Here is a 26,244-nt window from a genome sequence, read left to right as displayed (position 1 = left end):
GGGCCTTGGTTGTGGGTGACGGTCAGCCTTCGCGGGTGCTGACGCCCGCGTCGGCGAAGGTGGCCATGCCGGTGTGGCAGGCGACCGCCGACTTGACGATGGTGATGGCGAGCGCGGCCCCGGAGCCTTCGCCCAACCGCATGCCCAGATCGAGCAGCGGTTCCTTGCCGATCGCCTGCAACAGGCGGGTGTGGCCCGGCTCGACCGACCGGTGGGCAACGACGCAATGGTCGAGCGCCCGGCGGTCGGCCTTGTACAGCACCGCCGCCGCCGCCGTGCAGGCGAAGCCGTCGAGCAGCACCGGCACGCGGGCCACCCGCGCCGCCAGGATCGCCCCGGCAATGGCCGCCAGCTCGTAACCGCCCAGGCAGCGCAGCGCCTCCAGCGGGTCGTCCTTGGCCTGCGGGTTGGCGGCGACACCGGCCTCCACCGCCGCGATCTTGCGGGCCAGCCCCTCGTCGTCCACCCCGGTGCCGCGCCCGGTCCAGTCGGCGGCCTCGCCACCGAACAGGGCCAGACACAGCGCGGCGGCGGCGGTCGAATTGCCGATCCCCATCTCGCCCAGCGCCATCAACTGCACGCCCATTTCCACCGCCATCATGCCATAGGCCATGGTGCGGCAGCATTCCTCCTCGCCCATCGCCGGGCCTTGGGTGAAATCGGCGGTCGGGTTTTCCAGATCCAGTTCATACACGCGCAGATCGGCGTCCGCCGACTCGCAGAGCTGGTTCACGGCGGCCCCGCCGTTCTGGAAATTGGCGACCATCTGCGCCGTCACCGCCGCCGGATAGGCCGAAACGCCGCGCGCTGCCACCCCGTGGTTTCCGGCGAACACCGCCACGCGCGGGCGGCGGATCTCCGGCGGGTGCTGGCCCTGCCAGGTGGCGACCCACTGCGCCAGCTCCTCCAGCCGCCCCAGCGCCCCCGCCGGTTTGGTGAGCTGCCGTTCGCGCTGCATGGCGGCGGTGGCGGCGTCGAGATCCGGCCCCGGCAGATTGCGGATGAGGGCGCGGATTTCCTCGAAGGTGACGGCGGGCTGCGGGCTGCTCATGGGGTTTGGTCCTGACAAAGGCACGGAAATTCGGCGCGACCTTGCACCCATCCGCCCCCCAAGTCAAAGCGTCCAAAGGCCAAAGCGTCAGCGGGCGGACGGGCGGCAGTCGGACAGGATGTTGCCGACGGTCACGCGCTCGCGCTCGTCCATGCTCAGCGACCAGCGCGCCTTCACCGCGATCCATTCGGCGACGTACAGGCAAACCCCGTCACGCTTGGGCGGCAACCACTCTTCCGGCCCCTTCGCCCCCTTGGCCCGGTTTGCCGAGGCGCTGACCGCCAACAGGGTGCGCGGGTCGGTCAGATCGTTGGCGTAGGCCGCGCGCCGCTCGCGGGTCCAGCCGTGGCCGCCGCTGCCATAGGCTTCCTCCAACGGCACCCGGTGGTCGATGTCGATGTCCTTGGGGTTGGTGATCCGCTCCCCGGTGTAGGGGTCGATCCACTCGCCCTTGCGCACGGTGCAGCCGTCCGCCGACAGCTTCGCCGGGCTGACCGAATCGCGGATCAGCACCCGTTCGCGGGTGTTCAGGCAGGAATGGTCGGTGGAAAGCCAATGCGGCCAATCCTCCCGCGCGTAGCCGCGCCGCTTCTCCGGCTCCACCCGGATGGCGTCGAGCAGGCGTTGCGTGTGGTCGACGTCGATGCGGTCGGTCGGGCGGGCAACGGCGGGCGGGGCCACCGCCACGGCGGTGGAGGGCGCGCGGGTGGAACGGTGGCGCTTGGTTTCCTGCCCCAGCACCGCTTCGACGCTGCCCGCCGGCAACAGCCCGACCCGCTCGGCCAGCACCGCCAGCGCCAGCGCGATCAGAATGACCAGCAGGAGCCGCAACAGGATGGAACGGCGTGGGCGGCCTGTGGCGGTCCATCGTCCGGTCATGCTTATCCCCAGGAGGCCAACACACCCCGATCTATGACCCAGCCACCATGAAAGCTCAACAGCGTGGCGGGGCCGCGAATCCGGGACGGCGGCGATTGTGACGGTTTCGGACAGGCGGTGCCGGTGGTTCAACAGGATTATGCACAAAATTATCCACAGCAATGTGGATAACCAGGGTCAAGCGCCAATCGCCCCCACACCCGCGCAACCCACACCGGACCCATTGCCGTTTGCGCCGGTTGGGGGTAGGTCGGTTGCCATGAACACGCCCCGTCCGCCCCGCTTCGTCCCGCCCGTGTCCCTGGCCCAGCATCGGCAGGACGCCGCGCTGGCGCTGGTCTTCCTCACCCGCCTGCCGCTGCCCATCGCCGGGCCGCTGGCCGATGGGGCGGCGGCGCGGGCCATGGGCTGGTTTCCGCTGGCCGGCGGGCTGGTCGGGGGGATCGGCGGGGGGATCGCCGCGCTGGCCGGGCTGGCGCATCTGCCGCCGCTGGCCGCCGCGCTGCTTGGGTTGGCGGCGATGGTGGCCGTGACCGGCGGGCTGCACGAGGATGGCGGGGCCGACGTCGCCGACGGCTTCGGCGGCGGGCGCGACACCGCGCGCAAGCTGGAGATCATGCGCGACAGCCGGGTCGGCAGCTATGGCGTGCTGGCGCTGGTCTTCTCGGTCGGGCTGCGGGCGGCGGCCATCGCCGCGCTGCTGGCGGCGGGCGGTGGGACGGCCATTGCCGCGCTGGTCGCGGCGGGGGCGCTGTCGCGGGCCGGGCTGGCGGCGCTGGCCGCCCATCTGCCCCCCGCCCGCCGCGATGGTCTGGCCGCCGCGCAAGGGACTCCGGCGCGCGCCACCGTGCGTCTGGCCGCCGGGCTGGGGTTGGGGGTGGCCTTTGTTGGCGTGGGTTGGCTCGCTCTGCCCGCCGCGCTGGCCGCCGCCGGGGCGACGGCGCTGATGGGCGCGCTGGCCCGGCGGCAGATCGGCGGCCACACCGGCGACGTGTTCGGCGCGGCCCAGCAGGTGGCGGAGATCGCCGCCCTGCTGACCCTGACCGCCTGGATGACGGGGGCGTGAGCGTGAAGAGGGTGACAACCGAGTGGGTGACAACCCGCTGGTGGCTGATCCGCCACGCCCCTGTTGTTAACCCGGCGGGCGTCATCATCGGATCGACCGACGCGGCGGCCGACACCGGCGATGCCGCGACCGCGCAGGCCCTGGCCGGGGCACTGCCCACCGGGGCGCTGTGGCTGACCAGCCCGCTGCGCCGCAGCCGCCAGACCGCGCGGGCGCTTCGGCCTGAGAGCATCCCGCCGCGCGCCGCTGATGGAACGGAACCCGACTTGGCCGAACAGGATTTGGCCGAACAGGATTTCGGCATGTGGGAGGGGCAAACGCACGACGCCATCGCCGCCGCCGATCCCGACGCCGCCGCGCGCTTCTGGGCCGACCCGGCGACCAACGCCCCGCCGGGCGGCGAGAGCTTCAGCGCCCTGTCAATCCGGGTGGCCGGGGCGTTGACCCGGTGGACCGCCGCCCACGCCGGGCGCGATCTGGTGGCGGTGGTGCATGGCGGGCCGATCCGCGCGGCGGTGGCATTGGCGCTCGACCTGTCCCCCGCCGCCGCGCTGCGGCTGCGGGTGGATCACTGGTCGCTGACCCGGATCGACCACCACGCCCCAACCGGGGGCCGCGCGGACCACGGCTCCTGGTCGGTCGGGTGCGTCAACCAGCGCTTCGCGCCACCGGGGCCGCCCCGCTCTTCAGCAGGGTGAACACATAGCTGTCCACCAGCGCCTCCATCGACGCCTCGATGATGTTGGTGGACACGCCCAGCGTGGACATTTCGCTGCCGTCGCGTTCGGTGGAGCGGATCAGCACGCGCGGCATCGCCCCGGTCCCTTCCTTGGCCGCCAGGATGCGGACGCGGTAATCGGACAGGCTGACGCCCTTCAGCGCCGGATAGACCGGCTCCAGCGCCTTGCGCATGGCGACGTCGAGCGCGTGCACCGGGCCGTTGCCATCGGCGACCTCCAACCGGATTTCGTTGCCGACGCGCACGCGCACCACCGCTTCGGATTCCACCACCAGCTTGCCGACCGCGTTGTAGCGGCGTTCGTCGGTGACGTGGAAGCGCAGCAGCTCGAAGAAGCGCGGCACGCCGTCCAGCTCGCGGCGGACCAGCAGTTCAAAGCTGGCCTCGGCGGTGTCATAGGCGTAGCCGTCACCGTCGCGCTGCTTGACCAGATCGAGCAGGCGGGCCAGCCGCTCGTCCTTGGGGTCGATGTCCAGCCCGATGTCGCGCAGGCGGGCGATGATGTTGGAGCGCCCGGCCTGATCGGACATGACGATCTGCCGCCGGTTGCCGATGGCCTCCGGCGTGACATGCTCGTAGGAGGCCGGGTCCTTCTCCACCGCCGACACATGCAGCCCGCCCTTGTGGGCGAAGGCGCTGGCCCCGACATAGGGGGCGTGGCGGTTGGGCGCGCGGTTCAACCGCTCGTCAAAGGAGCGGCTCAACTGGGTCAGACGGGGCAAATCCTCCGGCTTGATGCCGGTTTCGAAGCCCATTTTCAGCATCAGCGACGGGATCAGGGACACGAGGTTGGCGTTGCCACAGCGCTCGCCCAGACCGTTGATGGTCCCCTGCACCATGCGCGCCCCCGCCCGCACGGCGGCCAGCGAGTTGGCGACCGCGTTTTCGGTGTCGTTGTGGCAATGGATGCCCAGCCGGTCGCCGGGGATGCCATGCTCGGCGATCACGGCGCGGACGATGGCGTCGATCTCGTGCGGCAGAGTCCCGCCGTTGGTGTCGCACAGCACGATCCAGCGCGCCCCCGCCTCGAACGCGGCGCGGATGCATTGGACGGCGTAGGCCGGGTTGCGCTTGTAACCGTCAAAGAAATGCTCGGCGTCGAACAGCGCTTCGCCCTTGGCGGCGTGGAGGGCGGCGACGCTGTCGCGGATCAGCTCCAGATTCTCGTCGCGCGGGATGCCCAACGCGACATCGACGTGGAAATCCCACGTCTTGCCGACCATGCAGACGGCCTTGGCGCGCGACTGCACCAGGGCGGTCAGCTGCGGGTCGTTGGCCGCGCTGCGGCCCGGACGCCGGGTCATGCCAAAAGCGGTGAAGGTGGCGCGGGTCAGCTCCGGGGCCTCGGCGAAAAACTGGTCGTCGGTGGGGTTGGCGCCGGGCCAACCGCCTTCGACGTAATCGACACCCAACCGGTCGAGATCCTGCGCAATCGCGATCTTGTCCGTGACCGAGAAATCCACGTCCTGGGTCTGCGCCCCGTCGCGCAGGGTGGTGTCGTACAGATAAATGCGTTCGCCCGTCATCGCCGCCTGACCTGACCGATGGAATCACGGGAGCCGCCTCGGCCCCCTCGGAAAGGCCGGAGAATGGACGATGCGCCGGTCCGGCTCAACGCTTTTGATAAGAAACGTGCGAATTCCTCCCCCGCTTGGCAACGGAGTTCAGTCTCAATAAAAAATATTAATTGGACCGCACATACAAGATGAAAACTCACTATACATTTTATCTCAGCGTATACCTAATAGAGCCTGCGTCTCTATACTTAGCATTCTTTCCTCAATTGTTTTTGGTTCCCCGTCATAGCAAAATCCAGGTGCGGTTCTTCCGGAATCTCTGCTATCTTTATCAATTACATTCATTAATCCGCCAAATATAGATGCAACATTTGCGTAGTCGCGGACAGGAGTTACAACATTCTTTGAGACCATCAGTGCGATTCTTGGGCTAAACACAACTTTTGAATATTTGTTAATATCGGCGAATTTTTTATCAGTTAATATTGTCCCAACAATATATACTGCATCAAATTCTGCGGAATTAACATTATAGTCAATGGAAAGCGGGCTCCAAAGGAATCTTAGCGCACTTGTATTGACTCCACCTTTGACAATCTTTTTGTTTTCTTGATCGCAGTATTGCTCCTTTAGCCCTGATCGGGTCTCCTCGGTCAAATGTCGACTTCCAGGTGGACACATTGCATAAGTCCAATCCCAGACATTGGATTTAAGTATAGCCATATCAACAACGCTATAATCGGCAGGAAGAGAAAACTTCCAGCCGGCTCTTAATAAAAATGTATAAGAATCCATTGCCAATGTGTCAGCAAAACTTACTCCAGCTTCATGTGTATCTATTTCTCCTCCCCCTCCGATTCTATTAATTAAGTTTTCTGGTATTAACCCAGGAATATTTCTACCAACCCTAAGTATATTAGCAACAACATCAACTCCATCTCTTGCCACAGAGATTGCATCTTTAAGAGCAGAACCGACAGCAGCCATGTCCATAATGTTCTCCAGATCAGCGAAGCACGATTCAAAATCTGTTGAATTACCTGAGCACTATGCAAAACTATTTGTGCATCAATCAATTAGATTCTTACTAGATCTACACTCTAGAATCAAAATCCAATATTAATAGCGGGAGCAACGCATAATACTATCTAAAGCAAAAATGACGCAGTTAATTTCCTGTAAATCTTATTCCTAAATCCCCCCACCTTCCCAGAAGGATAGTATTAAGGGCAATCAATGGCGGCAAGAACAATTGCAACCATAGGAAAATCATCCTCTCAATCGAAACCCTTTGAATTCCTATTCAATGCATTAATCTTCCCTCACCCTTCCAACAGCGCCCGGTCGCGGGCGAAGACGGTGGCGATGTGGTCGAGGACGGCGCGGACGCGCGGGACGTCCTTGCGGTCGCGGTGGACCAGCAGCCAGGCTTCACGAGTCAACGGCGGGCCGGGCAGCGGCAGGCGGATCAGGCCGGGTTCGCCCGCCGCCAGCAGGCAGGGCAGGAAGGCGATGCCGAATCCCGCCAGCGTGGCGGCCAATTGGCCCAACACGCTGTTGGCGCGGAAGCCCATCCGCCGACCGCCGCCATGCTGAGCCAGCCATTGCGCTTCGGGCAGATCGGCCAGGGTTTCGTCATAGCCGATCAGTGTGTCGGGCGCGCCGGGGATGGTGTAGAGGCCATAGCCCAGCGTCGCCAGCCGCCGCCCGATCAACTCCCCCTGGCGCGGCCGGGCCAGACGGATCGCCAGGTCGGCTTCGCGCCGGGCGAGGCTAAGGGTCCGGTTGTCGGTGATGATCTCCAGATCCAGGTCGGGATGGGCGGCGCGGAGCGACCCCAGCCGGGGGACCAGGAAACGGTCGGCCATCGCCTGCGTCATCGTCACCCGCACGGTCCCGCTCAGGCCGCCACCGGCACCCTCCCGCCGCAGGATGGCCTGCGCCCGTTCGTCCATCGCCTCGGCCAGCGCGCGCACCGCCTCGCCGTCGTCGGTCAGGCGGTGGCCGTCGGGGCGGCGTTCCATCAGGGTCCGGCCCAAGCCCGCCTCCAGCGCGGCCAGCCGCCGCCCGACGGTGGCGTGGCTGAGGCGCAGGGTCCGCGCCGCCGCCGACAGGCTGCCGCCGCGCGCCACCTCCAGAAACACCCGCAGATCGTCCCAATCCATCGCCGCTTCCCCACCCTGCGACTGTTCATTTTTGAACAGTGAGCGACCGATCTTAGCGGATGTCCGTTCGATCCTGAACCGGGCAGGATCACCCCGACACCAACAATCCTTTCAGAAAGGCCCCATCCGATGACCGAAGCCCGGACGATCCTGAGCATGGCGGGCGCGCCGCTGACCCCCAGCCCGCTCGACGCCGCCGTTCTGGTGCTGATCGACCTTCAGCGCGAATACACCGACGGCGCGCTGCCGCTGGTCGGGGTGGACGCGGCGGTGGAGCAGGCCGCCGCCCTGCTGGCGCTGGCCCGCGCCCACGCGGTCCCGGTCGTCCATGTCGTTCATCACAGCCTGCCGGGCAGCCCGATCTTCAACCCCGACGGTCCGTTCGCGGCGATCATCCCCGCCGTCGCCCCGGTGGAGGGCGAAACGGTGGTGGTCAAGTCGAAAGCCAACAGCTTCACCGGCACGACGCTGGAGGAGGTGGCGCGGGCCACCGGCCGCCGCGAACTCATCATCGCCGGATTCATGACGCACAATTGCGTCAGCAGCACCGTGCGCGGGGCCAATGATCGCGGATGGCGGGTGACGGTGGTGGAGGCGGCGACCGCCACCCGCGACCTGCCCGATGGCCGGGGCGGCGTGGTGACGGCGGCGGAGCTTCAGCGCGCCGTGCTGACCAGCCTGAGCGACACGCAGGCCGTGGTGGTGGCGGACGCCGGGGCCTGGGCGTAACCCACGGCAACCCGCCGTCTCCCAAGCAAAACGAACCCAGGCAAAACGAACCCAGGCAAAACGAACGCCCCGCCTCCAACCCGGAGGCGGGGCGGTGTCGTCACTTCTTCGACGCCTTCCAATAGACGTTGCTGTCAAAGCTCGGCCCCCAGACCATGCCGGTCAGGTTGCTGCGCTCCGCCACCACCTCGATCTGCTGGAACATGATGACGAAGGGCGATTCGGCCAGAACCGTGCGTTGCAGCTCCTGATAGGTCGCGGCGCGCTTGGCCGCGTCGCGCTCGATCACGGCGGCGTTGGTCTTCTTGGTCAGCTCCGGGATGTCCCAGGCGTTGCGCCAGGACAACGGCTTGGACTTGGCGGTGTCGCTGTTGTCCGGGTTGGCGGCGAAGGTTTCGGCGTTGGTGTGCGGGTCCTGGTAATCGGCCCCCCACTGGTAAATGATCATGTCGTGGTTGCGGGCGCGGTATTTGGTCAGCACCTGCTTGCCGTCGCCGGGGATGATCTCGATCTTCACCCCACCGGCGGCGGCACTGGCCTGGATGGCCTGGGCCATGTCCTGCGTCGGCGTGGTGTTGCGCATGTCGAGCGTCACCGTGAAGCCGTTGGGGTAGCCCGCCTTGGCCAGCAGCTCCTTGGCCTTGGCCGGGTCGTAGCGGTAGGGGGTGTCGTTCAGCGCGCCCAGGAAGCCGTCGGGCAGGAAGGTTTGGTGGATGGTGGCCTGACCGTTCATGATGGTCTTGGCCATGCCCTCGTAATCGACGAGGTACTTCATCGCCTCCCGCACCTCCGGCTTGGCCAGCGCCGGGTTCTTCTGGTTGAGGCCGACGTACCACAGCGTGCCCTTGGGGGCCTGGACCAGCCGCACGGCGCTGTTGGCCTTCAGCGGCTCGAACTGCTCCGGCTTCAGGTTGCGGGCGACGTCCACGTCACCTTTTTCCAGCAACAGCCGCTGGGTGGCCGGTTCGGCGATGTGGCGGATCAGCACGCGCTTGAGCGCGGGCGCGCCGCGCCAGTAATTCGGGTTGGCGTCGAGCGTCAGCAGCTCGCTCGCCTTCCACTGCTTCAACTGGAAGGGGCCGGACCCGGCGGAGTTCAGGCGCAGCCAGGCCGCGCCGAAATCGCCGTCCTTCTCCTTGCTCTGCACCAGCTTGGAATCGACGACCGACGCCACACCGGCGGTCAGGCAGTTCAGCACGAAGGTGGGGGCGTAGACCTGTTCGGTGGTGAACACCAGCGTGCGCGGGTCGGTGGCCTTGACCTTCGAATCGACGTTTTCGGGCGTCAGGCCGAACTGACCCAGGATGAAGGCCGGCCCCTTGTTCAGCTTCACCGCCCGGCGCAGCGAATAGGCCGCGTCCTCGGCGGTCAGCGGGTTGCCGGAATGGAACTTGATGCCGTCGCGGATTTTGAAGGTGAAGACCTTGCCGTCGTCCGACACGGTCCAGCTTTCGGCCACCTCGCCGCTGATCTGGCTGACGTCCTTGGGGTTGATGTTGATGAGCCGGTCATAGACCTGCGCGCCGTATTCCGCGCCGGAGAACTCAAAAATCTCGGCGGGGTCGAGGCCGACGATGTCGTCGAACTGCCACGCCATCACCAGCGAATCCTTGGGCGTGTCGGCCAAAACCGGCGCGGTCGGCGCAAAAACGGAAAAGGCGATGGCGGCCGCACCGAACAGGCCGTGCTTGAGGCTGGTCATCCCTGATGTCTCCCCGACGGATGTGTGAGCGCACGCAAAGGCGTGGCGGAAAAGCATCCCGCGCGCCTTCACGCCTTGTCAAGCCGGGCAGTGGGAATTTGGGGCTGGGCAAAGGGCATACGGGGGAATGACCTTTCCCCCGCCCCACGGAGCGGCGTCAGGCCAGCTCCGCGTCCTTTTCGGCGATGACCTTGTCGATGGCCGCGCGTTCGGCGGCGGTCAGGCGCAGGCTTTCGCTCTTCAACTGGCCGCAGGCCGCCATGATGTCCTCGCCGCGCGGGGTGCGGACGGGGCTGGCGTACCCGGCGTTGTTGACCAGATCGCCGAACACCTGGATCGCCCGGTCGGTGGAGCGTTCGTAGGGCGCGCCCGGCCAGGGGTTGAAGGGGATCAGGTTGATCTTGGCCGGAACGCCTTCCAACAGCTTCACCAGCGCGCGGGCGTCGGCGGGGCTGTCGTTGATGCCCTTCAGCATCACATATTCAAAGGTGATGCGGCGGGCGTTGGACAGGCCGGGATAGTCGCGGCAGGCGGCCATCAGATCCCGCAACGGGTATTTGCGGTTGATCGGCATGATGATGTCGCGCAGCTCGTCCGTCACCGCGTGCAGGCTGACCGCCAGATTGACGTTCAGCTCCTCGCCGCAGCGGCGCATGGCCGGGACCACGCCGGAGGTGGACAGGGTGATGCGGCGCTTGGAAATCGAAATGCCGTCGCCGTCCATCACGATCTTCAACGCCTTGGCGACGTTCTCGTAATTGAACAGCGGTTCGCCCATGCCCATCATGACGATGTTGGACAGCATCCGCCCGTCGGGCGGGGCGGGCCATTCGTCCAGCATGTCACGGGCCAACATGACCTGCGCCAGAATTTCCGAGGCGTCGAGGTTGCGCACCAGCCGTTGCGTGCCGGTGTGGCAGAAGCGGCAGGTCAGCGTGCAGCCGACCTGCGAGGAGACGCACAGCGTGCCGCGATCCTCTTCGGGGATGTGGACGCTTTCCACCTCCTGCCCGTCGGGCATCCGCAGCAGCCATTTGCGGGTGCCGTCCGTCGATTTCAGATCCTTCACCACCGTCGGGCGGGCGATGGCGTAGTGATCGGCCATCTTTTCGCGCACCGGCTTGGCCAGCGTGGTCATCACCGCGAAATCGGTGGCCCCACGGTGGTAAATCCAGTGCCAAAGCTGGCGCGCCCGGAATTTCTCCAGGCCGATGGACAGCATTTCGGCTTCCAGCTCGTCGCGGGACAGGCCGACAAGATTCTTGCGCCCGTCCGCATCAACGGCGGGCAGGGCAAAGGCGTTTGCATGATTGGAGGCGCTCATGGCCCCTTAAATAAGGCCATGAGCGGGAAGAGTCAAAAGACCAAGCGACGGCGTCGTGCATTCTCCACCGTCGGCCACCCCGAAACCGTCAGCGCTTCACGCCGCAGGCCTGGTTGATGGCGTCATAGGCCTGGGTGACGCCGTCCAGGCTGTAGGTGTCGGTCGTCTTGGTGCCACGGGCGGAGCTGCCCTTGACCACCATCGGCTTGCCCTTGGCATCGCGCAGCGCGGCGGTCACGGCCTTGTCGGTTTCGGCGTCGCGCGCCCAGGCGGTTTCACCGTCGGTGAACAGCTTGAACGGCTTGCCGCCGATGTCCAGCGTGGTTTCGCTGTCCTTCTTGAAGGCGTAACCGGCGATGAAGCTCACCACGTCCAGCGTCTTTTCCGCCGGGCGGTGGGTGACGAGGACATAAACGTCGCCACGCTTGGCCGTCGCCGGTTCCTTCTTCTTCGGCTGGCTGGAGATGTAGCAGACCTTCTTGCCATTCTCTTCGAAGGCGAAGGCGCTCCAATCCTTGAAGGTGCCGAGAAGACGCGGGTCGGCGGCGCTGGCCGTGGTCGTGGCCGCCGCCGTCAGGGACGCGGCGAGAACCAGGACGGCCCCCAGAGGGCGGCGGATGGCGCGGAAGGACAACATCGTGTGCGACTGCTCGTTGGTGTTCGGAGGGTCGGGCGGACACTACCGCAAATGCCGGTGCGTTTCCAAGGGGAGTGGGCGGTGCAAAAAGACGCCGCCGCGCGATTTGCACGCCCGACCGGCCTTTTGCGCACGCGGGCCTCACCCTGGCGGGGATCCGTGCGGCGGTGGTTTGCGTATCGGGCACAATCATGGCGAAAAAGGGGCGATGGCGAAAAAGGGGCGCGCGCAAGGCAGGGTCGCGCGCCGCAGCGGGGATGCGGGCTGTCCCCCGCTTGTGCCCGCGCGGTTGTTCGCCTTGAATGGGGGCATGACCCAGCCCGCCGCCGCGTCGGCCCTCGCCGCCACCAGCCTGGAGGATCTGCTCGTCGCCGTCGGGCGCGATCAGGACCGGCTGGCCTTTGGCGCGCTGTTCGGGCATTTCGCCCCCCGCCTGAAAAGCTATCTGCGCCGGTTGGGCTGCGACTCCGGCGCGGCGGAGGAGCTGGTGCAAGAGGTGATGCTGCTGGTGTGGCGGCGGGCCGACCGTTTCGACCCCCGCCAGGCGTCGGCCAGCACCTGGATGTTCACCATCGCGCGGAACAAGCGCGTCGATTCGCTGCGGCGGGAGCAACGGCCGGAGTTCGACCCCACCGACCCGCTGCTGCTGCCCGAGCCGGGCGAATCCGCCGACCAGCGGGTGGAGTCGCGGGAATGCAACAGCCGCCTGCGCGCCGCGTTGAAAACGCTGCCCGCCGAACAAGCGGACTTGCTGCGCATGGCCTATTTCGAGGACAAACCCCACAGCCTGATTTCCAGCGAACACGGCATCCCGCTCGGCACCGTCAAATCCCGCCTGCGGCTGGCGATGGACCGGCTGCGACGGGCCTTGCGCGATGGATGAGCGGGTTGATGGGGCGGATTGGTGGCGCGGGTTGGTGAGGCGACGGGCGGTGTCAGGAAGGATCGGGGCATGAGCGGGCCAAGCCATCATCCGGGCGAGGCGGTGTTGATCGACTACGCGGGCGGTGCCCTGTGCGAAGGGGCCGCGCTGGTCGTCGCCACCCATCTCGCCTTTTGCCCGTGCTGCCGCGACGCGGTGGCCGATCTCGACGCCGTCGGCGGTGCCCTGCTGGAGGAGTTGGAGCCGGATCCGCTCGCCCCCGGCTGCCTGGACGCCCTGATGGCCCGCATCGACCGGGAGTCGATCGGCGCTCGACCGCCGCATCCGGCCCCCACCGCCACAACCGACCCGCGTTTGCCCGCCCCGCTGCGCGGCTATCTGCGCGGGCCGTTGGAGCGCCAGCGCTGGCGCTTCCTGCAACCGGGGATGCGGGGGCTGGATCTGCGCGCCGGGGGAACCGCCTCGGTCCGGCTGCTGCGCCTGGCCGGTGGCGTGCGGGTGCCGCGCCACACCCATGACGGGCTGGAGTTGACCGTGGTGCTGGAGGGCGGCTTTTCCGACGCCTTCGGTGCCTTCGGTCCCGGTGACATGGCGGTTGGCGACGGCACCATCGACCACAGCCCGCGATCCGACCCGGAAGGCTGCCTGTGTCTGGCCGCCACCATCGGCGCGCTGCGGCTGACCGGCCCGCTTGGCCGCTGGTTCAACCGCGTCCTCGCTTTTTGATTCCTCAGCCCAGGGGGGCGCGCGCGAACCAATCGCGCAGGAAGCGGATGCAGGCGCGCAGCCGCCCGGACTGGTCGAGCCGCTGGGCGTAGAGCGCGGTGACGTCGGCGTCCTGCCGGTACGCGGGCAGCACATGCGTCAGCCGCCCGGCGCACAAATCCGCCGCCACATCCCAGATCGACCGCAAAAACACCCCATGGCCGTCCACGCCCCACTGATGGACGACCTCGCCGTTGTTGGAGGACAGGCCGGGCGGCGGCTTCACACTTTCCACCCCGTTCGGCCCGGTCAAGCGCCAGACGCCGGACTGGTCGCGCTCCCGGATCACGATGCAGCGGTGGTGCGCCAAATCCGCCAGCGTTTCCGGCGTGCCCACCGTGGCGAGATAGGACGGGGCGGCGCACAGCACCCGCCAATTGCGCGCCAGCGGCTTGGCCAGCAGATTCGGTTCATGGACACCGCCGACGCGGATGTCCACGTCGAACCCCTCCCCCACGATGTCCACCGGGCGGTCCAGCAGCTCCAGTTGGATGCCCAGTTCGGGATGGACGCGCATCAGCTCCGACAGGGCCGGGGCCAACCGGTTGCGGCCAAAGCCGGTGCTGCTGGTGATGCGCAGGACACCGCGCGGCTGGTCGTGCGCCTTCATGATGACGTCCTGCATCTGGCCGACATCGTCCAGGATCTTCACCGACCATTGATGCAGGGTTTCGCCGTCGTCGGTCAGGCTGATGGCGCGGGTGGTGCGGTGGAACAGCCGGGTGTCCATCGCCGCTTCCAGGATCGCCACCCGTTTGCTGACCAGCGCGGGCGACACCCCCAGCGCGCGCGCCGCCGCCGCGAAACTGCCCGCGCGGACGATCTGGCAGAACAGATCCATGTCCTGCAAGCTCAGCCGATTGTTCACGATTCGTGAAGTCCTTCTTCAAACCTCCGTCCATTGTAAACGAAAAACCGTTGCGGCTACCATCAATCCATCCAAACAAGGAGATGTGGAGTGCCGCAGCACAGAATCGCGGTCATCCCCGGCGACGGCATCGGCGTCGAGGTGATGGCCGAGGGCGTCCGCGTGACCAGGGCCGCCGCCGCCAAACACGGAATCGATCTGGTTTTTGAAGAGTTCGACTGGTCTTGCGCCGCCTATTACCAGCGCCATGGCCAGATGCTGCCCGATGATTGGTTCGCGCGGTTGAAGCCGTTCGACGCCATCCTGTTCGGCGCGGTCGGCTGGCCGGAGGTGGTGCCGGACCACATTTCGCTGTGGGGATCGCTGCTCCAGTTCCGCCGGGGCTTTGACCAATACATCAATCTGCGCCCGGTGCGGCTGATGGAGGGGGTTCCCGCGCCGCTGGCCAACCGCAAGCCCGGCGACATCGACATGATGATCGTCCGGGAAAACACCGAGGGCGAGTACACCGCCGTCGGCGGGCGGATGTTCGAAGGGACCGACCGCGAATGCGTGATGCAGCAGTCGATCTTCACCCGCAAGGGCGTGGACCGGGTGTTGACCTACGCCTTTGAACTGGCGCGGACGCGGGCGCGCAAGCACGTCACCTCCGCCACCAAATCCAACGGCATCGCCGTCAGCATGCCCTATTGGGACGAGCGGACGGCGGCGGTGGCCAGCGCCTACCCCGATGTGACGTGGGACAAGCAGCACATCGACATTCTGGCCGCGCGCTTTGTCCTGCACGCCGACCGCTTTGACGTGGTCGTGGCCTCCAACCTGTTCGGCGACATCCTGTCCGATCTGGGACCGGCCTGCACCGGGACCATCGGCATCGCGCCGTCGGCCAATCTGAACCCGGAACGGGCCTTTCCGTCCTTGTTCGAGCCGGTTCACGGCTCCGCCCCCGACATCGCCGGGCAGAACATCGCCAACCCGATCGGCATGATCTGGTCGGCGGCGCTGATGCTGGATTTCCTGGGCGATGGATCCGGCCCGTGCCGCGCCGCCCACGACGACATCCTGCGCGCCATCGAAACCACCCTGCGCGACGGCCCGCGCACCCGCGACCTGAAGGGAACCGCGACCACGACCGAGGTCGGGGCCGCCATCGCCGCGCGGGTCGCCTGACGCCCACACCCCAAAAACACACCAACCGGGAGGACACACGCCATGACCACGAAGGGGGCCACCAAGGCCATGACCAAGACGGGCATTCTCGCCACATTCCTGACCGGCGCGCTGCTGCTGGGCGGCAGCGCCGCCGCCTGGGGGCAGGCGACGCCGATCACCATCAAGTTCAGCCATGTGGTGGCCGCCGACGCGCCCAAGGGCAAGGCCGCCCTTCAGTTCAAGAAACTGGTGGAGGAGCGCAGCAACGGCCGGGTGAAGGTGGAGGTCTACCCCAACAGCCAGCTGTACAAGGACAAGGAGGAGCTGGAGGCGCTGCAACTGGGGGCGGTGCAGATGCTGGCCCCGACCATCAGCAAATTCGGCCCGCTGGGCGTGAAGGAGTTCGAGGTGCTCGACCTGCCCTATCTGTTCAAGGACATGGCGGAGGCCAAGACGATCACCCAGGGGCCGGTCGGACGCGACCTGCTGGCCAAGCTGGAGCCGAAGGGCATCGTCGGACTGGCCTTTTGGGACAATTCCTTCAAGCAGATGACGGCGAACACGCCGATGAGGACCCCCGGCGATTTCAAGGGGCTGAAGCTGCGCATCCAATCGTCCAAGGTGCTGGACGCGCAAATGCGCCAGATCGGCGCGCTGCCGCAGGTCATGGCCTTTTCCGAAGTCTATCAGGCCCTGCAAACCGGCGTGGTCGATGGGCAGGAAAACCCGATCACCAACATCTACACCCAGAAATTCCACGAGGTGCAAAAGCACATGACGCTGACCAACCACGGCTATCACGCCTATGTGGTCATCGTGAACAAGAAGTTCTGGGGCGATCTGCCCGCCGATGTTCAGGCGATGCTGACCAGCGCCATGGCCGATTCCTCCGCCTATTTCACCGATCTGGCGGCCAAGGACGACGAGGAGGCGCTGGCGGGCATCCGCCAATCCGGCAAGACCGCCATCCACACCCCCACCGCCGAGGAGCTGGCCGCCCTGCGCACCGCCCTGCTGCCGGTCCACGACAAGATGAAGGACCGCTACGGCGACGCGATCCTGACCGCCATCAACCGCGCCCTGGGCCGTTGACCCGCGCGGGTGAGTGGAACGTTTGAAACACCGTGCAACGGTTTTCGCGCCGCTGTTCACCGGGTGAACGGAAGGGCGCGGAAACGGCCCCGGCACTGTGGGCGGCGGGTGGGGCGTGGCGAACCTCCGGGGTGCCGAGGGGGAGGGAACAAAGGTGTAAAATCCTACCACGCCCGCCCCACCCAGCGCCACACACACCGGGTGACGCCGGGACCAGCACCCGGCTGTCTTTACAACCGACCGCCCCGCCCTTTATCACTGAAGGCGGGAATCGGCTGGAAAGACACAACCGCGATGGCGCACACCCCCGAAGACTCCGACGGCATGGCCATCGCCCGGCAACGCATCGCCGAAGAGGCGGAGGCGCGCACGGGCAGGTTGGACCTGCGCGACTTGAGGCTGGAACGGCTGCCGGACAACCTGTTTGACCTCACCCATTTGCGGGAACTGGATTTGGGGAATCCGAGTTGGTGGGTTCCAAACTTATCTGGACCAAACCACATCAACGCCCAACGAACAGGGTTTGGGACACTAGTCCGTTTGGAAAACTTAGCTGTTTCGCACAGCGATCTTACCAGTCTTGATTTCGTCTCGTCTTTACCAACGCTGCACGGTTTCGCCTGTGGTTGCAACGAGGTTAGCGATCTCGGGCCACTGGCCGCATGCTCCAATCTCCGATCACTCAATTGCGCCAACACTCAGGTCGGCGATCTCACACCACTGACTGCATGCTCCAATCTCCAAATACTCAACTGCTCCAACACCCGAGTCAGTGACCTCGCGCCGCTGGCGGAATGCTCAAATCTCCAACACCTCGATGCATCCGGGTGTCAGCTTCAGCCCCTGCCCGCCGCGTTGCTGTCCCAGCCCTTCCTTGAAACACTATGGCTGTCTAACGCCACCGTCGCCGGAATTCCATCCTCCGGCGTGCTGTCCCAAGACTTGGGTGACAACTGCCTGAACCGGGTACGGGCGCATTACGCCGATTTGGCGGCGGGGGCGGCGGAGACGGGGCGGGTCAAGCTGATTCTGTTGGGCAATGGCGGGGTGGGAAAAACCCAGATCGCCCGCTGGTTGGCGGAGAAGCCGTTTGATGAGGCTTGGGATTCCACCCACGGCATCGCGGTGGGCGGCGTCACGCTGGCGGACGACGCCGCCACCCAGATGCAGATTTGGGATTTCGGCGGGCAGGAGATCTATCACGGGGCGCACGCCCTGTTCCTGGGCGGCCCGGCGGTGATCGCCATCGTCTGGGATCCGGCGACGGAGGCGGAACCGATGCAAACCTGCAACGGGTTGACCTTCCGCAACCAGCCGCTGGCCTATTGGGCGGCGGTCGCCCGCCATCTGGGCCACCGCGACAGTCCGCTGTTGGTGATCCAAAGCAAATGCGACCGGCTGGAGCAGGAGGTGCGGACGCCGCCGCTGCCCGCCGGTCTGCTGGACCATCGCCCCTACACCAAAAACCTGCAGGTCAGCGCCAAAGCCAAGCGTGGGCGGGCCAGCCTGCTGGAGACGCTGGCCGACGCCGCCACCTGGCTGCGCGCGCCCGAACGGCTGGGCGCGGTCCGGGTCGGGGCCGGGCGGCTGCGGGTGCAACAGCGGTTGGAGGCGATGATCGCCGCTGACCAATATCGGTCGCCCGACGAGCGCCAACACCGGCTGTTGACGATGGACGCCTTCACCGACCTCTGCTCGGAAGCGGGCGGGGTGTCGTCGCCCGCCGCGCTGCTGACCTATCTGGACGCCGAGGGAACAGTGCTGCACCGCCCCGGCCTGTTCGACGACCGCATCATCCTGGACCAGAATTGGGCGCTGGAGGCGGTCTACGCGGTGTTTGAGCGCGACCGGGGTGCCTTCACCGAGATTCGCCGTGCCAACGGCCGTTTCACCCGCGATCTGCTGGCCCGCCTGGTCTGGCAAAACCACAGCGCGGCGGAACAGGACCTGTTCCTGGACCTGATGCGGTCCTGCGGCATCGCCTTTGAACACCGGCGCTTCACCATCGACGATGATGGCGCTGAGACCATCGAATACATCGCGCCGGAGCTGCTGCCCGCCACCACCGACACCGGCGGGCTGTGGACGGCGGGGGACCCGACGGAAACCGTCACCTTCGATTACCCCCTGCTGCACGGCGGCCTGATCCGCAGCGTCATGGCCGAACTGGGCGGCAGGGCCGGGGCCAACGCCCGCTATTGGCGCGATGGCCTGTGCGGGTTTGAAGCCGACAGCCAAAGCCGCCTGTGGATCGACCAGACCACGGGCACCGACCCGGCCACCCCCTGGCAAGGCCATCTGCGCCTGCGCACCCAGGGCGGCAACGCCCGCGAACTGATGGACCAGCTGGTGCGCGTGGTGGAACGCGCCCAACAGCGCGTCGGCCTGACCCCCTCCACCGTCACCCGCAGCAGCCCCCCCGACCCCCGCACGGAACCGCGCGCCCTCACCCTGGTTCAGGAAAAACCCAACCAACCGGAATGGTACGTCTCCTACGCCTGGGGCGATGACAGCGAGGATGGCAAAGCCCGCGAAGCCATCGTGGATCGGTTGTGCGACGCCGCCGCCGAGCGCGGTCGGGTGATTGTGCGCGACAAAAATGAACTGTCGTTGGGCGACAACCTGATCCGTTTCATGGAACGCATCGGACAGGGCGACCGCGTCTTCGTCATCCTGAGCAACAAGTATCTCGCCTCACCCAACTGCATGTTCGAACTGACCGAGCTTTGGCGCACCAGCAAACAGGATCCGGCACTTTTCCGCAGCCGTGTGCGAATCTGCGCCCTGCCCAAAACGGAGATTTGGACCGATGACCATCGGAATCACTGGATCGACCATTGGGAAGAGCAAGAAAACAAACTCTTTGAGCGCATACAGAAATCCAAGATTGCTGCAATGGCGGACGCCAATCACCGCAACTTGAAGCTCTTCCACCGCTTCTCCACCCAAGTCGCCGATATTTTGAGCAACCTGACCGACCACATCCAACCCAGAACCTTCGAAGAACTGGAGCAATACGGCCTGGACGATTGCTGACCCGCCCCGCCCACCGCCCCACCCCCGGCGCGAAACCCCCTATCCGATTGTGGGATAAGGGTTTTTCCGTGTTGCAGCGCTTGTTTTCCCCGTGCCGGTCCCGCGCCGATCTGGTAGCCTCGGGTGGTGGCCGTGCGCGCGCCCACGCGCGCGCCGCCCCGACACCGACGCCCCCCGACCGCGAGGACCGCCGATGCCCCACCCGCATGATCCCGCCTGCCCCTGCTGCCGCCCGTTTGACGCCGCACAGCGGCGCGGGGCCAGCCGACGCGGGTTTTTGACGCTGGCGACCGTGGGCGCGGGGGCGGCGTTGCTGGCCCCGGCCTGGACGCGCCCGGCGGCGGCGGCGGGCAACGCCGAGGCGCTGTTGCTGACCTGCATGGATTACCGGCTGACCTGGGCGACGGCGATGTACATGGACCAGCGCGGCCTGCGCAACCAGTACGACCATCTCGTGCTCGCCGGGGCCAGCCTGGGGGTGGTGATGGATCCGCACCCCGATTGGACCAGCGGCTTTTGGGAACATTTCGCGGTGGCGGAAAAGCTGCACCGCATCCGCCGCGTCATCCTGATGGACCACCGCGATTGCGGGGCCTACGCCACCTTTCTGGGACAGGATTTCGCCAAGGATCCCGCCCTGGAAACCAAAATCCACACCGAAAACCTGCAAAAACTGGGGCAGCAGGTGCGGGACAAATACCCGAAGCACAGCGTGGAACTGCTGCTGATGGCGCTCGACGGCACGGTCGAACCCATTCCGCTGGCGGGGTGATGAAGGGGGTGTTTCAAGGTTTCCTGCCCCCTCACCCCGGCCCTCTCCCCGGTGGGGAGAGGGGGATTTTGTGGGGGGCGGACCGGCCTGCCCTCAGACCGGTTTGACCTCAGACCGGCTTGACCAGGGCGTGGCGCTTTTTGCCCGCGCTGAGTTTCAGGGCGCCGTCGGCGTTCAGGTCGGCGGCGGTGGCCTTGGCGGTGTCGTCGGTGACGGCGGCGTCGTTCAGCTTGATGCCGTTGCCCTTGATCAGGCGGCGGGCCTCGCCCTTCGACGCGGCCAGACCGGCGGAGACCAGCAGATCGACCACGGCCACCCCGGCGTCCAGATCGCTGCGGGCGATCTCGACGGTGGGGAGACCGTCGGCGGCGGCCCCCTCCTCGAACGCGCGGCGGGCGGTTTCGGCGGCGGCCTGCGCCGCCTCCTCGCCATGGGCCAGCGCGGTGACGGCGTTGGCCAGGATCTTCTTGGCCTCGTTGATCTCGGCCCCGGGCAGGCTTTCCAGCCGGGCGATCTCGTCCAGCGGCAATTCGGTGTAGAGGCGCAGGAAGCGGCCGACGTCGGCGTCCTCCGTGTTGCGCCAGTATTGCCAGAAATCATAGCTGCTGAGCTTGTCGTCGGTCAGCCACACCGCCCCCGCCGCCGTCTTGCCCATCTTCGCACCCGAGGAGGTGGTGAGCAGCGGCGTGGTCAAGCCGAACAGCTCCGCCCCATCGGACCGGCGGCCCAGCTCCACGCCGTTGATGATGTTGCCCCACTGGTCGGATCCGCCCATCTGCAAGGCGCAGCCCAGGCGGCGGTTCAGCTCGACAAAGTCATAGGCCTGGAGAATCATGTAGTTGAATTCGAGCAGCGTCAGCGACTGCTCGCGTTCCAGCCGCAGCTTGACCGAATCGAAGCTCATCATCCGGTTGATGGTGAAATGGCGGCCAACATCGCGCAGCATGTCGATGTATTTCAGATTGTCCAGCCAATCGGCGTTGTTGACCATCACCGCGTCGGTCGGGCCATCGCCGAAGGTCAGGTAACGACCGAAGATGCGCTTGATGCCCGCCATGTTGCTGGCGATGATCTCGTCGGTCAGCAGTTGCCGCGCCTCGTCCCGGCCCGAGGGATCGCCGATGCGGGTGGTCCCGCCGCCCATCAGCACGATGGGCTTGTGCCCGGTCTTTTGCAGCCAGCGCAGCATCATGATCGGCAGCAGGCTGCCGACGTGCAGGCTGTCCGCCGTGCAGTCAAAGCCGATATACGCGACGATCGGCCCCTTCTGCGCCCGCTCGTCCAAGGCGGCGAGGTCGGTGCATTGATGGATGAAGCCACGCTGTTGCAGCGTGCGCAGGAAATCCGAAGAAGGGGTCGTCGTCATGGTGGCCGCAATCCGGCTGTCGTTGGGAACAAATGGTTGCGTCTGTTATCATGGAACGCCCGCCGCCTCAACGCGCGTGGTCGGTGGGTGAAGAGGGATGCTATGATCGCTTTTTTGACACGGATGAACGCGGATGGGCGCACGGATGAACACGGATTTGAACGCTCTCCATCTTCGTTGACGCTGGGTTGCAGGGACCGCAGACCCTCACTTTCCTATTCGTCATCCGTGTTTATCCGTGGCTAAATCCGTGTTCATCCGTGTCAAGGCCTCCGGCGACGACGCGTTCCTGTTCGAAAGAGAGGGAGTCACCGCCATGCCCCTGAAGACCGTCATCGGCTTGATGAGCGGGACCTCGATGGATGGCATCGACGCCGCGCTGTTGCGCACCGATGGGATCGCGCGGGTGGAGCCGCTGGCCTTTCTGACGATTCCCTATGACGACGCGTTCCGCGCGGCGCTGCGCGGCTGCCTGGGGGGGATCGGGCCGGTGGAGGCGGTGGAGCGCGCCTTGACCGACGCCCACGCCGACGCGGTGGCGCGGCTGCTGGCGCAGGCCGGGGTGGCGGCCAGCGCCGTCGATCTGATCGGCTTTCACGGCCACACCATCCACCACGCCCCCGACCATCGCCGCACCTGGCAGATCGGCGATGGCGCGCGGTTGGCGGCGGCCACCGGCATCGCCGTGGTGAATGATTTCCGCAGCGCCGACGTGGCCGCCGGGGGGCAAGGCGCGCCGCTGGTCCCGCTGTTCCACCGCGCGCTCGCCGATGGGCTGCCGCGCCCGCTGGCGGTGCTGAACATCGGCGGGGTGGCGAACGTCACCTGGATCGGAGACGGGGGGATCGGAGACGGGGGGATTGGAAATGAAGGGATTGGAAGCCATCAGGTGATCGCCTGCGACACCGGGCCGGGCAACGCCCTGATCGACGATTGGGTGCTGCGCCACGGCGGCGGGCGCTACGACGCCGACGGCGCGCTGGCGGCGGCGGGCGCGGTGAACGCGGACGCGCTGGCCGCGCTGCTGGCCCACCCGTATTTCGCGCTGCCGACGCCCAAATCGCTGGACCGCGACGCCTTCGATCCGGCCCCGGTCGCCGGGTTGTCGCTGGCCGACGGGGCGGCGACGCTCACCGCCTTCACCGCCGAATCGGTCGCCCGCATCGTGCCGCACCTGCCCGCCGCCCCGGTTCGCTGGCTGGTCTGCGGCGGCGGGCGGCGCAACGCCACACTGATGGCGATGCTGGCCGATCGGCTGGGCGTGCCGGTGGCCGCCGTCGAATCGGTGGGCTGGGACGGCGACGCGCTGGAGGCGCAGGCCTTCGGCTATCTGGCGGTGCGCAGCCGCCTGGGCCTGCCCTTGAGCGAACCGGCGACCACCGGGGTTCCGGTGCCGATGACCGGCGGGCGCTTCCACCCGCTCGCGGCGTAAGGGACCTTACCCGGACAACCCGTCGAGCAGGGCCGCCACCGCGCGGGCCTGATCGACGGCGGGGAAGTCGGTCGACCGGTCCAGCGCGTCGTTCAGGCGGCGGTGATACTCGGCGCGGGGGATCTCCTCCGCCCCGAAATGGCTGAGATGGTCGGTGACGAACTGGGTGTCGAGCAGGGTGAAGCCCGCCGCCCGCAGCCGCGCGACCAGATGGACCAACGCCACCTTGCTGGCGTCCGTCTCGCGGCTGAACATGCTTTCGCCGAAATAGGCGGCCCCGATGGAAACGCCGTACAGCCCGCCGACCAGCCGCCCGTCGCGCCAGCACTCCACGCTGTGGGCGTAGCCGGCGTGGAACAGTTCGGTGTAGAGGCGGATGATGTCGGCGTTGATCCAGGTCTTGGGCCGGACCTCCGTCGTTTCCGCGCACATCTCCATCACCCGGCGGAAGGCGCTGTCAAAGCGCAGTTCGAACACGCCGCGCCGCACCGTCTTGCGCAGGCTGCGCGGGACGTGGAAGCGGTCGAGCGGCAGGATCCCGCGCTGTTCGGGATCGAACCAATGCAGCTCCTGCGATTCCGCGCTTTCGGCCATCGGGAAGATCCCGGCGGCGTAGGCGCGCAGCAGCAGCGGGGCGGAGAGGGTGAACATCCCACCACTATAGCGCCAGCGCCGCCGCACGGCGACAGCCTGTCGCGGGGTGGAACGCGGTGAACATGGGTTGAGGAAGACAGGGCGTCGCCTTCCATGGTATGCAACGCCTGGACGCATCGCTTGGGGAGATCATCGTCATGCGGAAACACGCCGCGCTGTTCCTGTCCGCTCTGGTTGCCAGTCTTTTCGCCGCCAACCCGTCATGGGCGCAAAAGCGGGCGGAGCCGGGGAGCTTTGATTACTACGTGCTGGCGCTGTCCTGGTCGCCGACCCATTGCGCGCGGACCAAGGGCACGCCCGACCCCGACCAGTGCGGGATCGACCGCAAGTTCGGCTTCGTCGTGCACGGGCTGTGGCCGCAGAACAAGGACGGCGGATATCCGGCCACCTGCACCCGCGACCGCAGCCTGCCCAAGGCGGTGGTCGACCAGACCATGCCGATCATGCCCAGCGTCGGGCTGATGATGCATCAATGGACCAAGCACGGCACCTGCTCGGGCCTGAACGCCACCGACTATTTCGCCAAGCTGCGCGCCGCCCACGCCAAGATCGTGATCCCCGAGACGCTGAAGGCCCCCGGTGCCACCGTGCCCGCCATGCAGGTGGAACGGCTGTTCCTGGAGGCCAACCCCGGCCTGACGCCGGAAGGGGTGGCGGTCGTCTGCTCCAAGCGCGACGTGTCGGAGCTGCGGGTCTGCCTGAACAAGGATCTGGGCTTCATGCCCTGCGGATCGAAGGTGGTGGACCGCTGCCGCGACCCCAGCGCCGTGCTGTCGGCCACCCCGGCCCCGCTGGCGCAAAGCCCGGCCCCCGCAACCAAATAAGCCATACCCCTGTTCCGATCATCGGCGCGGGCAACATTCCCGTCGCGCCGCCGCCCGCGCCGTTGTAGGAGGAAGGCCGGAACCGCAAACCAGCCGCAAACAGGAGCGTCCCGCCATGGACATCGGCGTGCCATACCGCGATCTCGGGGCCATCGACGTGTCGGGGCTGACCGCGCTGGTGGAGGAACTGGACGATGCGGCGTGGAACCGCAACACCTTCCGGCAGGAAGCGCTCGCCGCCAAGAATCACGAGGCCAGCCGCGCCATCGTCTATTGGCACGAGTGGGACATCCAGGCCAACTCCCTGGGCTTTCCCTACATGGAGCAGCTCGTCGCCCGCTGGGCGCGGGCCAAGGGGTTGCCGATCGCCTCCTACATGCCGGTGGAGGCCATCGTCACCGACATGGGCCGCGTCTACGCCTTTCCCGATTGGCTGGGGGTGCGCGACGTGATGATGCCGGTGATCGAGCAGGTGGTGGACCGGCTGGGCTGCGGGCGGGCGGTGGTCACGCGGCTGGCGCTGGTGTCGCTGTCGCCCAAGGTGAAGATCACCCCCCACGTCGATGGCCAGCCGATGGCGACCAAGGCCCACCGCATCCACATCGCGCTGACCGACAGCCCGAAGGTGGTTTACCGCATCGGCAGCCGCGATTTCACCATGAAGCGCGGCCACGCCTATGACTTCAACAACCGGCGCAAGCATTCGGTGGAAAACCGGGGCGACAACGACCGGATCAACCTGTTTTTGGACGTTTACCCCAACCCGGCCTTTTCCATGCACGCGGATGTGATGAGCGCGTGATCGCGCCAGCGCTTGCCAGGGCCGCCCGCGCGCACGACATCTGTGTCTCCGTCTGATGCACCAAGGAGCACCGCCGATGTTCGCCCAATTCCTGCGCAAACCCGCCACGCTGCCGGGACCGGCGGAGGCGCTGCCCGGCCGGGCCGAGGCGATGGCGGTGCCCGAGCGGCATTTTGTCAACGGCCACCCGATGGCCCCGCCCTACCCCGCCGGGCTGGAGATTCTCGACGTCGGGCTGGGCTGTTTCTGGGGGGCCGAGCGGAAATTCTGGTCGATTCCCGGCGTCTGGCTGACCGCCGTCGGCTATCAGGGCGGCCACACCCCCAACCCGACCTACGACGAGGTCTGTTCGGGCCGCACCGCCCACGCCGAAACCGTGCGAGTCGTCTATGACCCGGCGGAGGTGGCCTTGACCGAGCTGCTGCGCGTGTTCTGGGAATCCCACGACCCCACCCAGGGGATGCGCCAGGGCAACGACACCGGCACGCAATACCGTTCCACCCTCTACACCCACAGCGCCGCGCAGGCCGACGCGGTCATCGCCAGCCGCGACGCCTATCAGGCCCGGCTGAGCGCGGCCGGATTCGGCCCGATCACCACCGAAATCCGCAGCGCCCCGCCCTTTTTCTTCGCCGAAGCCTACCACCAGCAATATCTGGCGAAGAACCCCAACGGCTATTGCGGGTTGGGCGGGACCGGCGTGCGCTGCTTGCCTTGAACAGGTCGATCTAGCCTCAATGTATAACATCCCGTTCGAAGATTTTGATTGCACACTATAAAATATAAGGA

General features: G+C 66.5%; 24 protein-coding genes and 1 pseudogene. 14 read left to right on the top strand and 11 right to left on the bottom strand.

Features of this window, described 5'->3' with window-relative positions; all coding sequences use genetic code 11:
- Positions 1-22 precede the first annotated feature (22 nt).
- Together cobT and EJ903_RS18665 are read right to left on the bottom strand one after the other, a co-directional pair.
- Positions 23-1,051 (bottom strand): nicotinate-nucleotide--dimethylbenzimidazole phosphoribosyltransferase, encoded by a 1,029-nt coding sequence (cobT, locus tag EJ903_RS18670; RefSeq protein WP_126618265.1) that lies wholly within the window; start codon positions 1,049-1,051, stop codon positions 23-25.
- A gap of 87 nt (positions 1,052-1,138) precedes the next feature.
- Positions 1,139-1,930 carry an HNH endonuclease family protein gene (locus EJ903_RS18665; protein ID WP_126618263.1) on the bottom strand — a complete coding sequence of 264 codons (792 nt, stop codon included), beginning with the start codon at positions 1,928-1,930 and terminating at the stop codon, positions 1,139-1,141.
- A 259-nt stretch (positions 1,931-2,189) separates the two neighbouring features.
- Between EJ903_RS18665 and cobS the strand changes: the two genes are divergently transcribed.
- Both cobS and EJ903_RS18655 read left to right on the top strand, forming a co-directional pair.
- Entirely contained in the window at positions 2,190-2,996 is an 807-nt protein-coding gene (gene cobS, locus EJ903_RS18660) for an adenosylcobinamide-GDP ribazoletransferase (RefSeq protein ID WP_126618261.1), read from the top strand.
- Entirely contained in the window at positions 2,993-3,694 is a 702-nt protein-coding gene (locus EJ903_RS18655) for a histidine phosphatase family protein (protein ID WP_246015736.1), read from the top strand. The genes cobS and EJ903_RS18655 overlap by 4 nt, the downstream gene beginning before the upstream one ends.
- Here EJ903_RS18655 and cimA read toward each other — a convergent pair.
- The 3 genes from cimA to EJ903_RS18640 form a co-directional block, all read right to left on the bottom strand.
- Entirely contained in the window at positions 3,645-5,261 is a 1,617-nt protein-coding gene (gene cimA / locus EJ903_RS18650; RefSeq protein ID WP_126618259.1) for a citramalate synthase, read from the bottom strand. The genes EJ903_RS18655 and cimA overlap by 50 nt on opposite strands.
- 204 nt (positions 5,262-5,465) lie before the next feature.
- Positions 5,466-6,245, bottom strand: a complete 780-nt coding sequence (locus EJ903_RS18645) for a hypothetical protein (RefSeq protein WP_126618257.1) — start codon at positions 6,243-6,245, stop codon at positions 5,466-5,468.
- Positions 6,246-6,574: 329 nt separating this feature from the next.
- Positions 6,575-7,417, bottom strand: a complete 843-nt coding sequence (locus EJ903_RS18640; RefSeq protein ID WP_126618255.1) for a LysR family transcriptional regulator — start codon at positions 7,415-7,417, stop codon at positions 6,575-6,577.
- A 129-nt stretch (positions 7,418-7,546) separates the two neighbouring features.
- On the opposite strand from EJ903_RS18640, the gene EJ903_RS18635 reads away from it, so the two are divergent.
- Complete coding sequence (locus EJ903_RS18635; RefSeq protein ID WP_126618253.1) at positions 7,547-8,146, top strand: isochorismatase family protein; 600 nt, start codon at positions 7,547-7,549, stop codon at positions 8,144-8,146.
- A 100-nt stretch (positions 8,147-8,246) separates the two neighbouring features.
- Here EJ903_RS18635 and EJ903_RS18630 read toward each other — a convergent pair whose 3' ends face one another.
- The 3 genes from EJ903_RS18630 to EJ903_RS18620 form a co-directional block, all read right to left on the bottom strand.
- On the bottom strand, positions 8,247-9,848 hold the full coding sequence (locus tag EJ903_RS18630) for an ABC transporter substrate-binding protein (RefSeq protein ID WP_126618251.1): 1,602 nt from the start codon (positions 9,846-9,848) through the stop codon (positions 8,247-8,249).
- 157 nt (positions 9,849-10,005) lie between these two features.
- A complete protein-coding gene (gene rlmN / locus EJ903_RS18625) occupies positions 10,006-11,172 on the bottom strand; it encodes a dual-specificity RNA methyltransferase RlmN (protein WP_126618249.1) in 1,167 nt (388 codons plus the stop codon).
- Between the two features lie 88 nt (positions 11,173-11,260).
- Entirely contained in the window at positions 11,261-11,809 is a 549-nt protein-coding gene (locus EJ903_RS18620) for an invasion associated locus B family protein (protein ID WP_126618247.1), read from the bottom strand.
- A gap of 310 nt (positions 11,810-12,119) precedes the next feature.
- Between EJ903_RS18620 and EJ903_RS18615 the strand changes: the two genes are divergently transcribed.
- Together EJ903_RS18615 and EJ903_RS18610 are read left to right on the top strand one after the other, a co-directional pair.
- Complete coding sequence (locus tag EJ903_RS18615) at positions 12,120-12,692, top strand: sigma-70 family RNA polymerase sigma factor (protein WP_126618245.1); 573 nt, start codon at positions 12,120-12,122, stop codon at positions 12,690-12,692.
- Positions 12,693-12,761: 69 nt separating this feature from the next.
- Entirely contained in the window at positions 12,762-13,418 is a 657-nt protein-coding gene (locus EJ903_RS18610; RefSeq protein WP_126618243.1) for a ChrR family anti-sigma-E factor, read from the top strand.
- A gap of 4 nt (positions 13,419-13,422) precedes the next feature.
- Here the strand turns inward: EJ903_RS18610 and EJ903_RS18605 are convergent, their stop codons facing one another.
- Positions 13,423-14,325, bottom strand: a complete 903-nt coding sequence (locus tag EJ903_RS18605; RefSeq protein WP_126618241.1) for a LysR substrate-binding domain-containing protein — start codon at positions 14,323-14,325, stop codon at positions 13,423-13,425.
- A 90-nt stretch (positions 14,326-14,415) separates the two neighbouring features.
- On the opposite strand from EJ903_RS18605, the gene EJ903_RS18600 reads away from it, so the two are divergent.
- From EJ903_RS18600 to EJ903_RS18585, 5 genes and pseudogenes are all read left to right on the top strand, one after another.
- Positions 14,416-15,495, top strand: a complete 1,080-nt coding sequence (locus tag EJ903_RS18600) for a tartrate dehydrogenase (RefSeq protein WP_126618239.1) — start codon at positions 14,416-14,418, stop codon at positions 15,493-15,495.
- A 42-nt stretch (positions 15,496-15,537) separates the two neighbouring features.
- Positions 15,538-16,569, top strand: a complete 1,032-nt coding sequence (locus tag EJ903_RS18595) for a TRAP transporter substrate-binding protein (RefSeq protein WP_246015734.1) — start codon at positions 15,538-15,540, stop codon at positions 16,567-16,569.
- A 294-nt stretch (positions 16,570-16,863) separates the two neighbouring features.
- Positions 16,864-17,349 (top strand): annotated as a pseudogene (locus EJ903_RS28160) (leucine-rich repeat domain-containing protein); the annotation flags it as partial.
- Positions 17,350-17,496: 147 nt separating this feature from the next.
- Positions 17,497-19,605, top strand: coding sequence for a COR domain-containing protein (locus EJ903_RS18590; RefSeq protein ID WP_246015732.1), 2,109 nt, complete (start codon positions 17,497-17,499; stop codon positions 19,603-19,605).
- Between the two features lie 193 nt (positions 19,606-19,798).
- Entirely contained in the window at positions 19,799-20,377 is a 579-nt protein-coding gene (locus EJ903_RS18585; protein ID WP_126618236.1) for a carbonic anhydrase, read from the top strand.
- 109 nt (positions 20,378-20,486) lie between these two features.
- Here EJ903_RS18585 and tyrS read toward each other — a convergent pair whose 3' ends face one another.
- Positions 20,487-21,743 carry a tyrosine--tRNA ligase gene (gene tyrS, locus EJ903_RS18580; protein ID WP_126618234.1) on the bottom strand — a complete coding sequence of 419 codons (1,257 nt, stop codon included), beginning with the start codon at positions 21,741-21,743 and terminating at the stop codon, positions 20,487-20,489.
- Positions 21,744-22,059: 316 nt separating this feature from the next.
- Between tyrS and EJ903_RS18575 the strand changes: the two genes are divergently transcribed.
- Positions 22,060-23,175, top strand: a complete 1,116-nt coding sequence (locus tag EJ903_RS18575; RefSeq protein ID WP_126618232.1) for an anhydro-N-acetylmuramic acid kinase — start codon at positions 22,060-22,062, stop codon at positions 23,173-23,175.
- 6 nt (positions 23,176-23,181) lie between these two features.
- Here EJ903_RS18575 and aat read toward each other — a convergent pair whose 3' ends face one another.
- Complete coding sequence (gene aat / locus EJ903_RS18570) at positions 23,182-23,826, bottom strand: leucyl/phenylalanyl-tRNA--protein transferase (RefSeq protein WP_126618230.1); 645 nt, start codon at positions 23,824-23,826, stop codon at positions 23,182-23,184.
- 140 nt (positions 23,827-23,966) lie between these two features.
- On the opposite strand from aat, the gene EJ903_RS18565 reads away from it, so the two are divergent.
- The 3 genes from EJ903_RS18565 (at position 23,967) to msrA (ending at position 26,173) form a co-directional block, all read left to right on the top strand.
- Positions 23,967-24,653 (top strand): ribonuclease T2 family protein, encoded by a 687-nt coding sequence (locus EJ903_RS18565; protein WP_126618228.1) that lies wholly within the window; start codon positions 23,967-23,969, stop codon positions 24,651-24,653.
- Positions 24,654-24,768: 115 nt separating this feature from the next.
- Complete coding sequence (locus tag EJ903_RS18560) at positions 24,769-25,455, top strand: aspartyl/asparaginyl beta-hydroxylase domain-containing protein (protein ID WP_126618226.1); 687 nt, start codon at positions 24,769-24,771, stop codon at positions 25,453-25,455.
- 76 nt (positions 25,456-25,531) lie between these two features.
- Entirely contained in the window at positions 25,532-26,173 is a 642-nt protein-coding gene (msrA, locus tag EJ903_RS18555) for a peptide-methionine (S)-S-oxide reductase MsrA (protein ID WP_126618224.1), read from the top strand.
- Positions 26,174-26,244 lie beyond the last annotated feature (71 nt).

It is taken from the genome of Azospirillum griseum (assembly GCF_003966125.1).
In the GTDB taxonomy this organism is placed as follows: domain Bacteria; phylum Pseudomonadota; class Alphaproteobacteria; order Azospirillales; family Azospirillaceae; genus Azospirillum; species Azospirillum griseum.
This window is presented reverse-complemented; position numbering and strand designations above follow the sequence as displayed.

Bases quoted from the DNA above. Each gene is read 5' to 3' on its own strand.
- cobT (WP_126618265.1), bottom strand. From the start codon at position 1,051: ATGAGCAGCCCGCAGCCCGCCGTCACCTTCGAGGAAATCCGCGCCCTC.
- EJ903_RS18665 (WP_126618263.1), bottom strand. From the start codon at position 1,930: ATGACCGGACGATGGACCGCCACAGGCCGCCCACGCCGTTCCATCCTG.
- cobS (WP_126618261.1), top strand. From the start codon at position 2,190: ATGAACACGCCCCGTCCGCCCCGCTTCGTCCCGCCCGTGTCCCTGGCC.
- cimA (WP_126618259.1), bottom strand. From the start codon at position 5,261: ATGACGGGCGAACGCATTTATCTGTACGACACCACCCTGCGCGACGGG.
- EJ903_RS18645 (WP_126618257.1), bottom strand. From the start codon at position 6,245: ATGGACATGGCTGCTGTCGGTTCTGCTCTTAAAGATGCAATCTCTGTG.
- EJ903_RS18640 (WP_126618255.1), bottom strand. From the start codon at position 7,417: ATGGATTGGGACGATCTGCGGGTGTTTCTGGAGGTGGCGCGCGGCGGC.
- EJ903_RS18635 (WP_126618253.1), top strand. From the start codon at position 7,547: ATGACCGAAGCCCGGACGATCCTGAGCATGGCGGGCGCGCCGCTGACC.
- EJ903_RS18630 (WP_126618251.1), bottom strand. From the start codon at position 9,848: ATGACCAGCCTCAAGCACGGCCTGTTCGGTGCGGCCGCCATCGCCTTT.
- rlmN (WP_126618249.1), bottom strand. From the start codon at position 11,172: ATGAGCGCCTCCAATCATGCAAACGCCTTTGCCCTGCCCGCCGTTGAT.
- EJ903_RS18620 (WP_126618247.1), bottom strand. From the start codon at position 11,809: ATGTTGTCCTTCCGCGCCATCCGCCGCCCTCTGGGGGCCGTCCTGGTT.
- EJ903_RS18615 (WP_126618245.1), top strand. From the start codon at position 12,120: ATGACCCAGCCCGCCGCCGCGTCGGCCCTCGCCGCCACCAGCCTGGAG.
- EJ903_RS18610 (WP_126618243.1), top strand. From the start codon at position 12,762: ATGAGCGGGCCAAGCCATCATCCGGGCGAGGCGGTGTTGATCGACTAC.
- EJ903_RS18595 (WP_246015734.1), top strand. From the start codon at position 15,538: ATGACCACGAAGGGGGCCACCAAGGCCATGACCAAGACGGGCATTCTC.
- EJ903_RS18585 (WP_126618236.1), top strand. From the start codon at position 19,799: ATGCCCCACCCGCATGATCCCGCCTGCCCCTGCTGCCGCCCGTTTGAC.
- tyrS (WP_126618234.1), bottom strand. From the start codon at position 21,743: ATGACGACGACCCCTTCTTCGGATTTCCTGCGCACGCTGCAACAGCGT.
- EJ903_RS18575 (WP_126618232.1), top strand. From the start codon at position 22,060: ATGCCCCTGAAGACCGTCATCGGCTTGATGAGCGGGACCTCGATGGAT.
- aat (WP_126618230.1), bottom strand. From the start codon at position 23,826: ATGTTCACCCTCTCCGCCCCGCTGCTGCTGCGCGCCTACGCCGCCGGG.
- EJ903_RS18565 (WP_126618228.1), top strand. From the start codon at position 23,967: ATGCGGAAACACGCCGCGCTGTTCCTGTCCGCTCTGGTTGCCAGTCTT.
- EJ903_RS18560 (WP_126618226.1), top strand. From the start codon at position 24,769: ATGGACATCGGCGTGCCATACCGCGATCTCGGGGCCATCGACGTGTCG.
- msrA (WP_126618224.1), top strand. From the start codon at position 25,532: ATGTTCGCCCAATTCCTGCGCAAACCCGCCACGCTGCCGGGACCGGCG.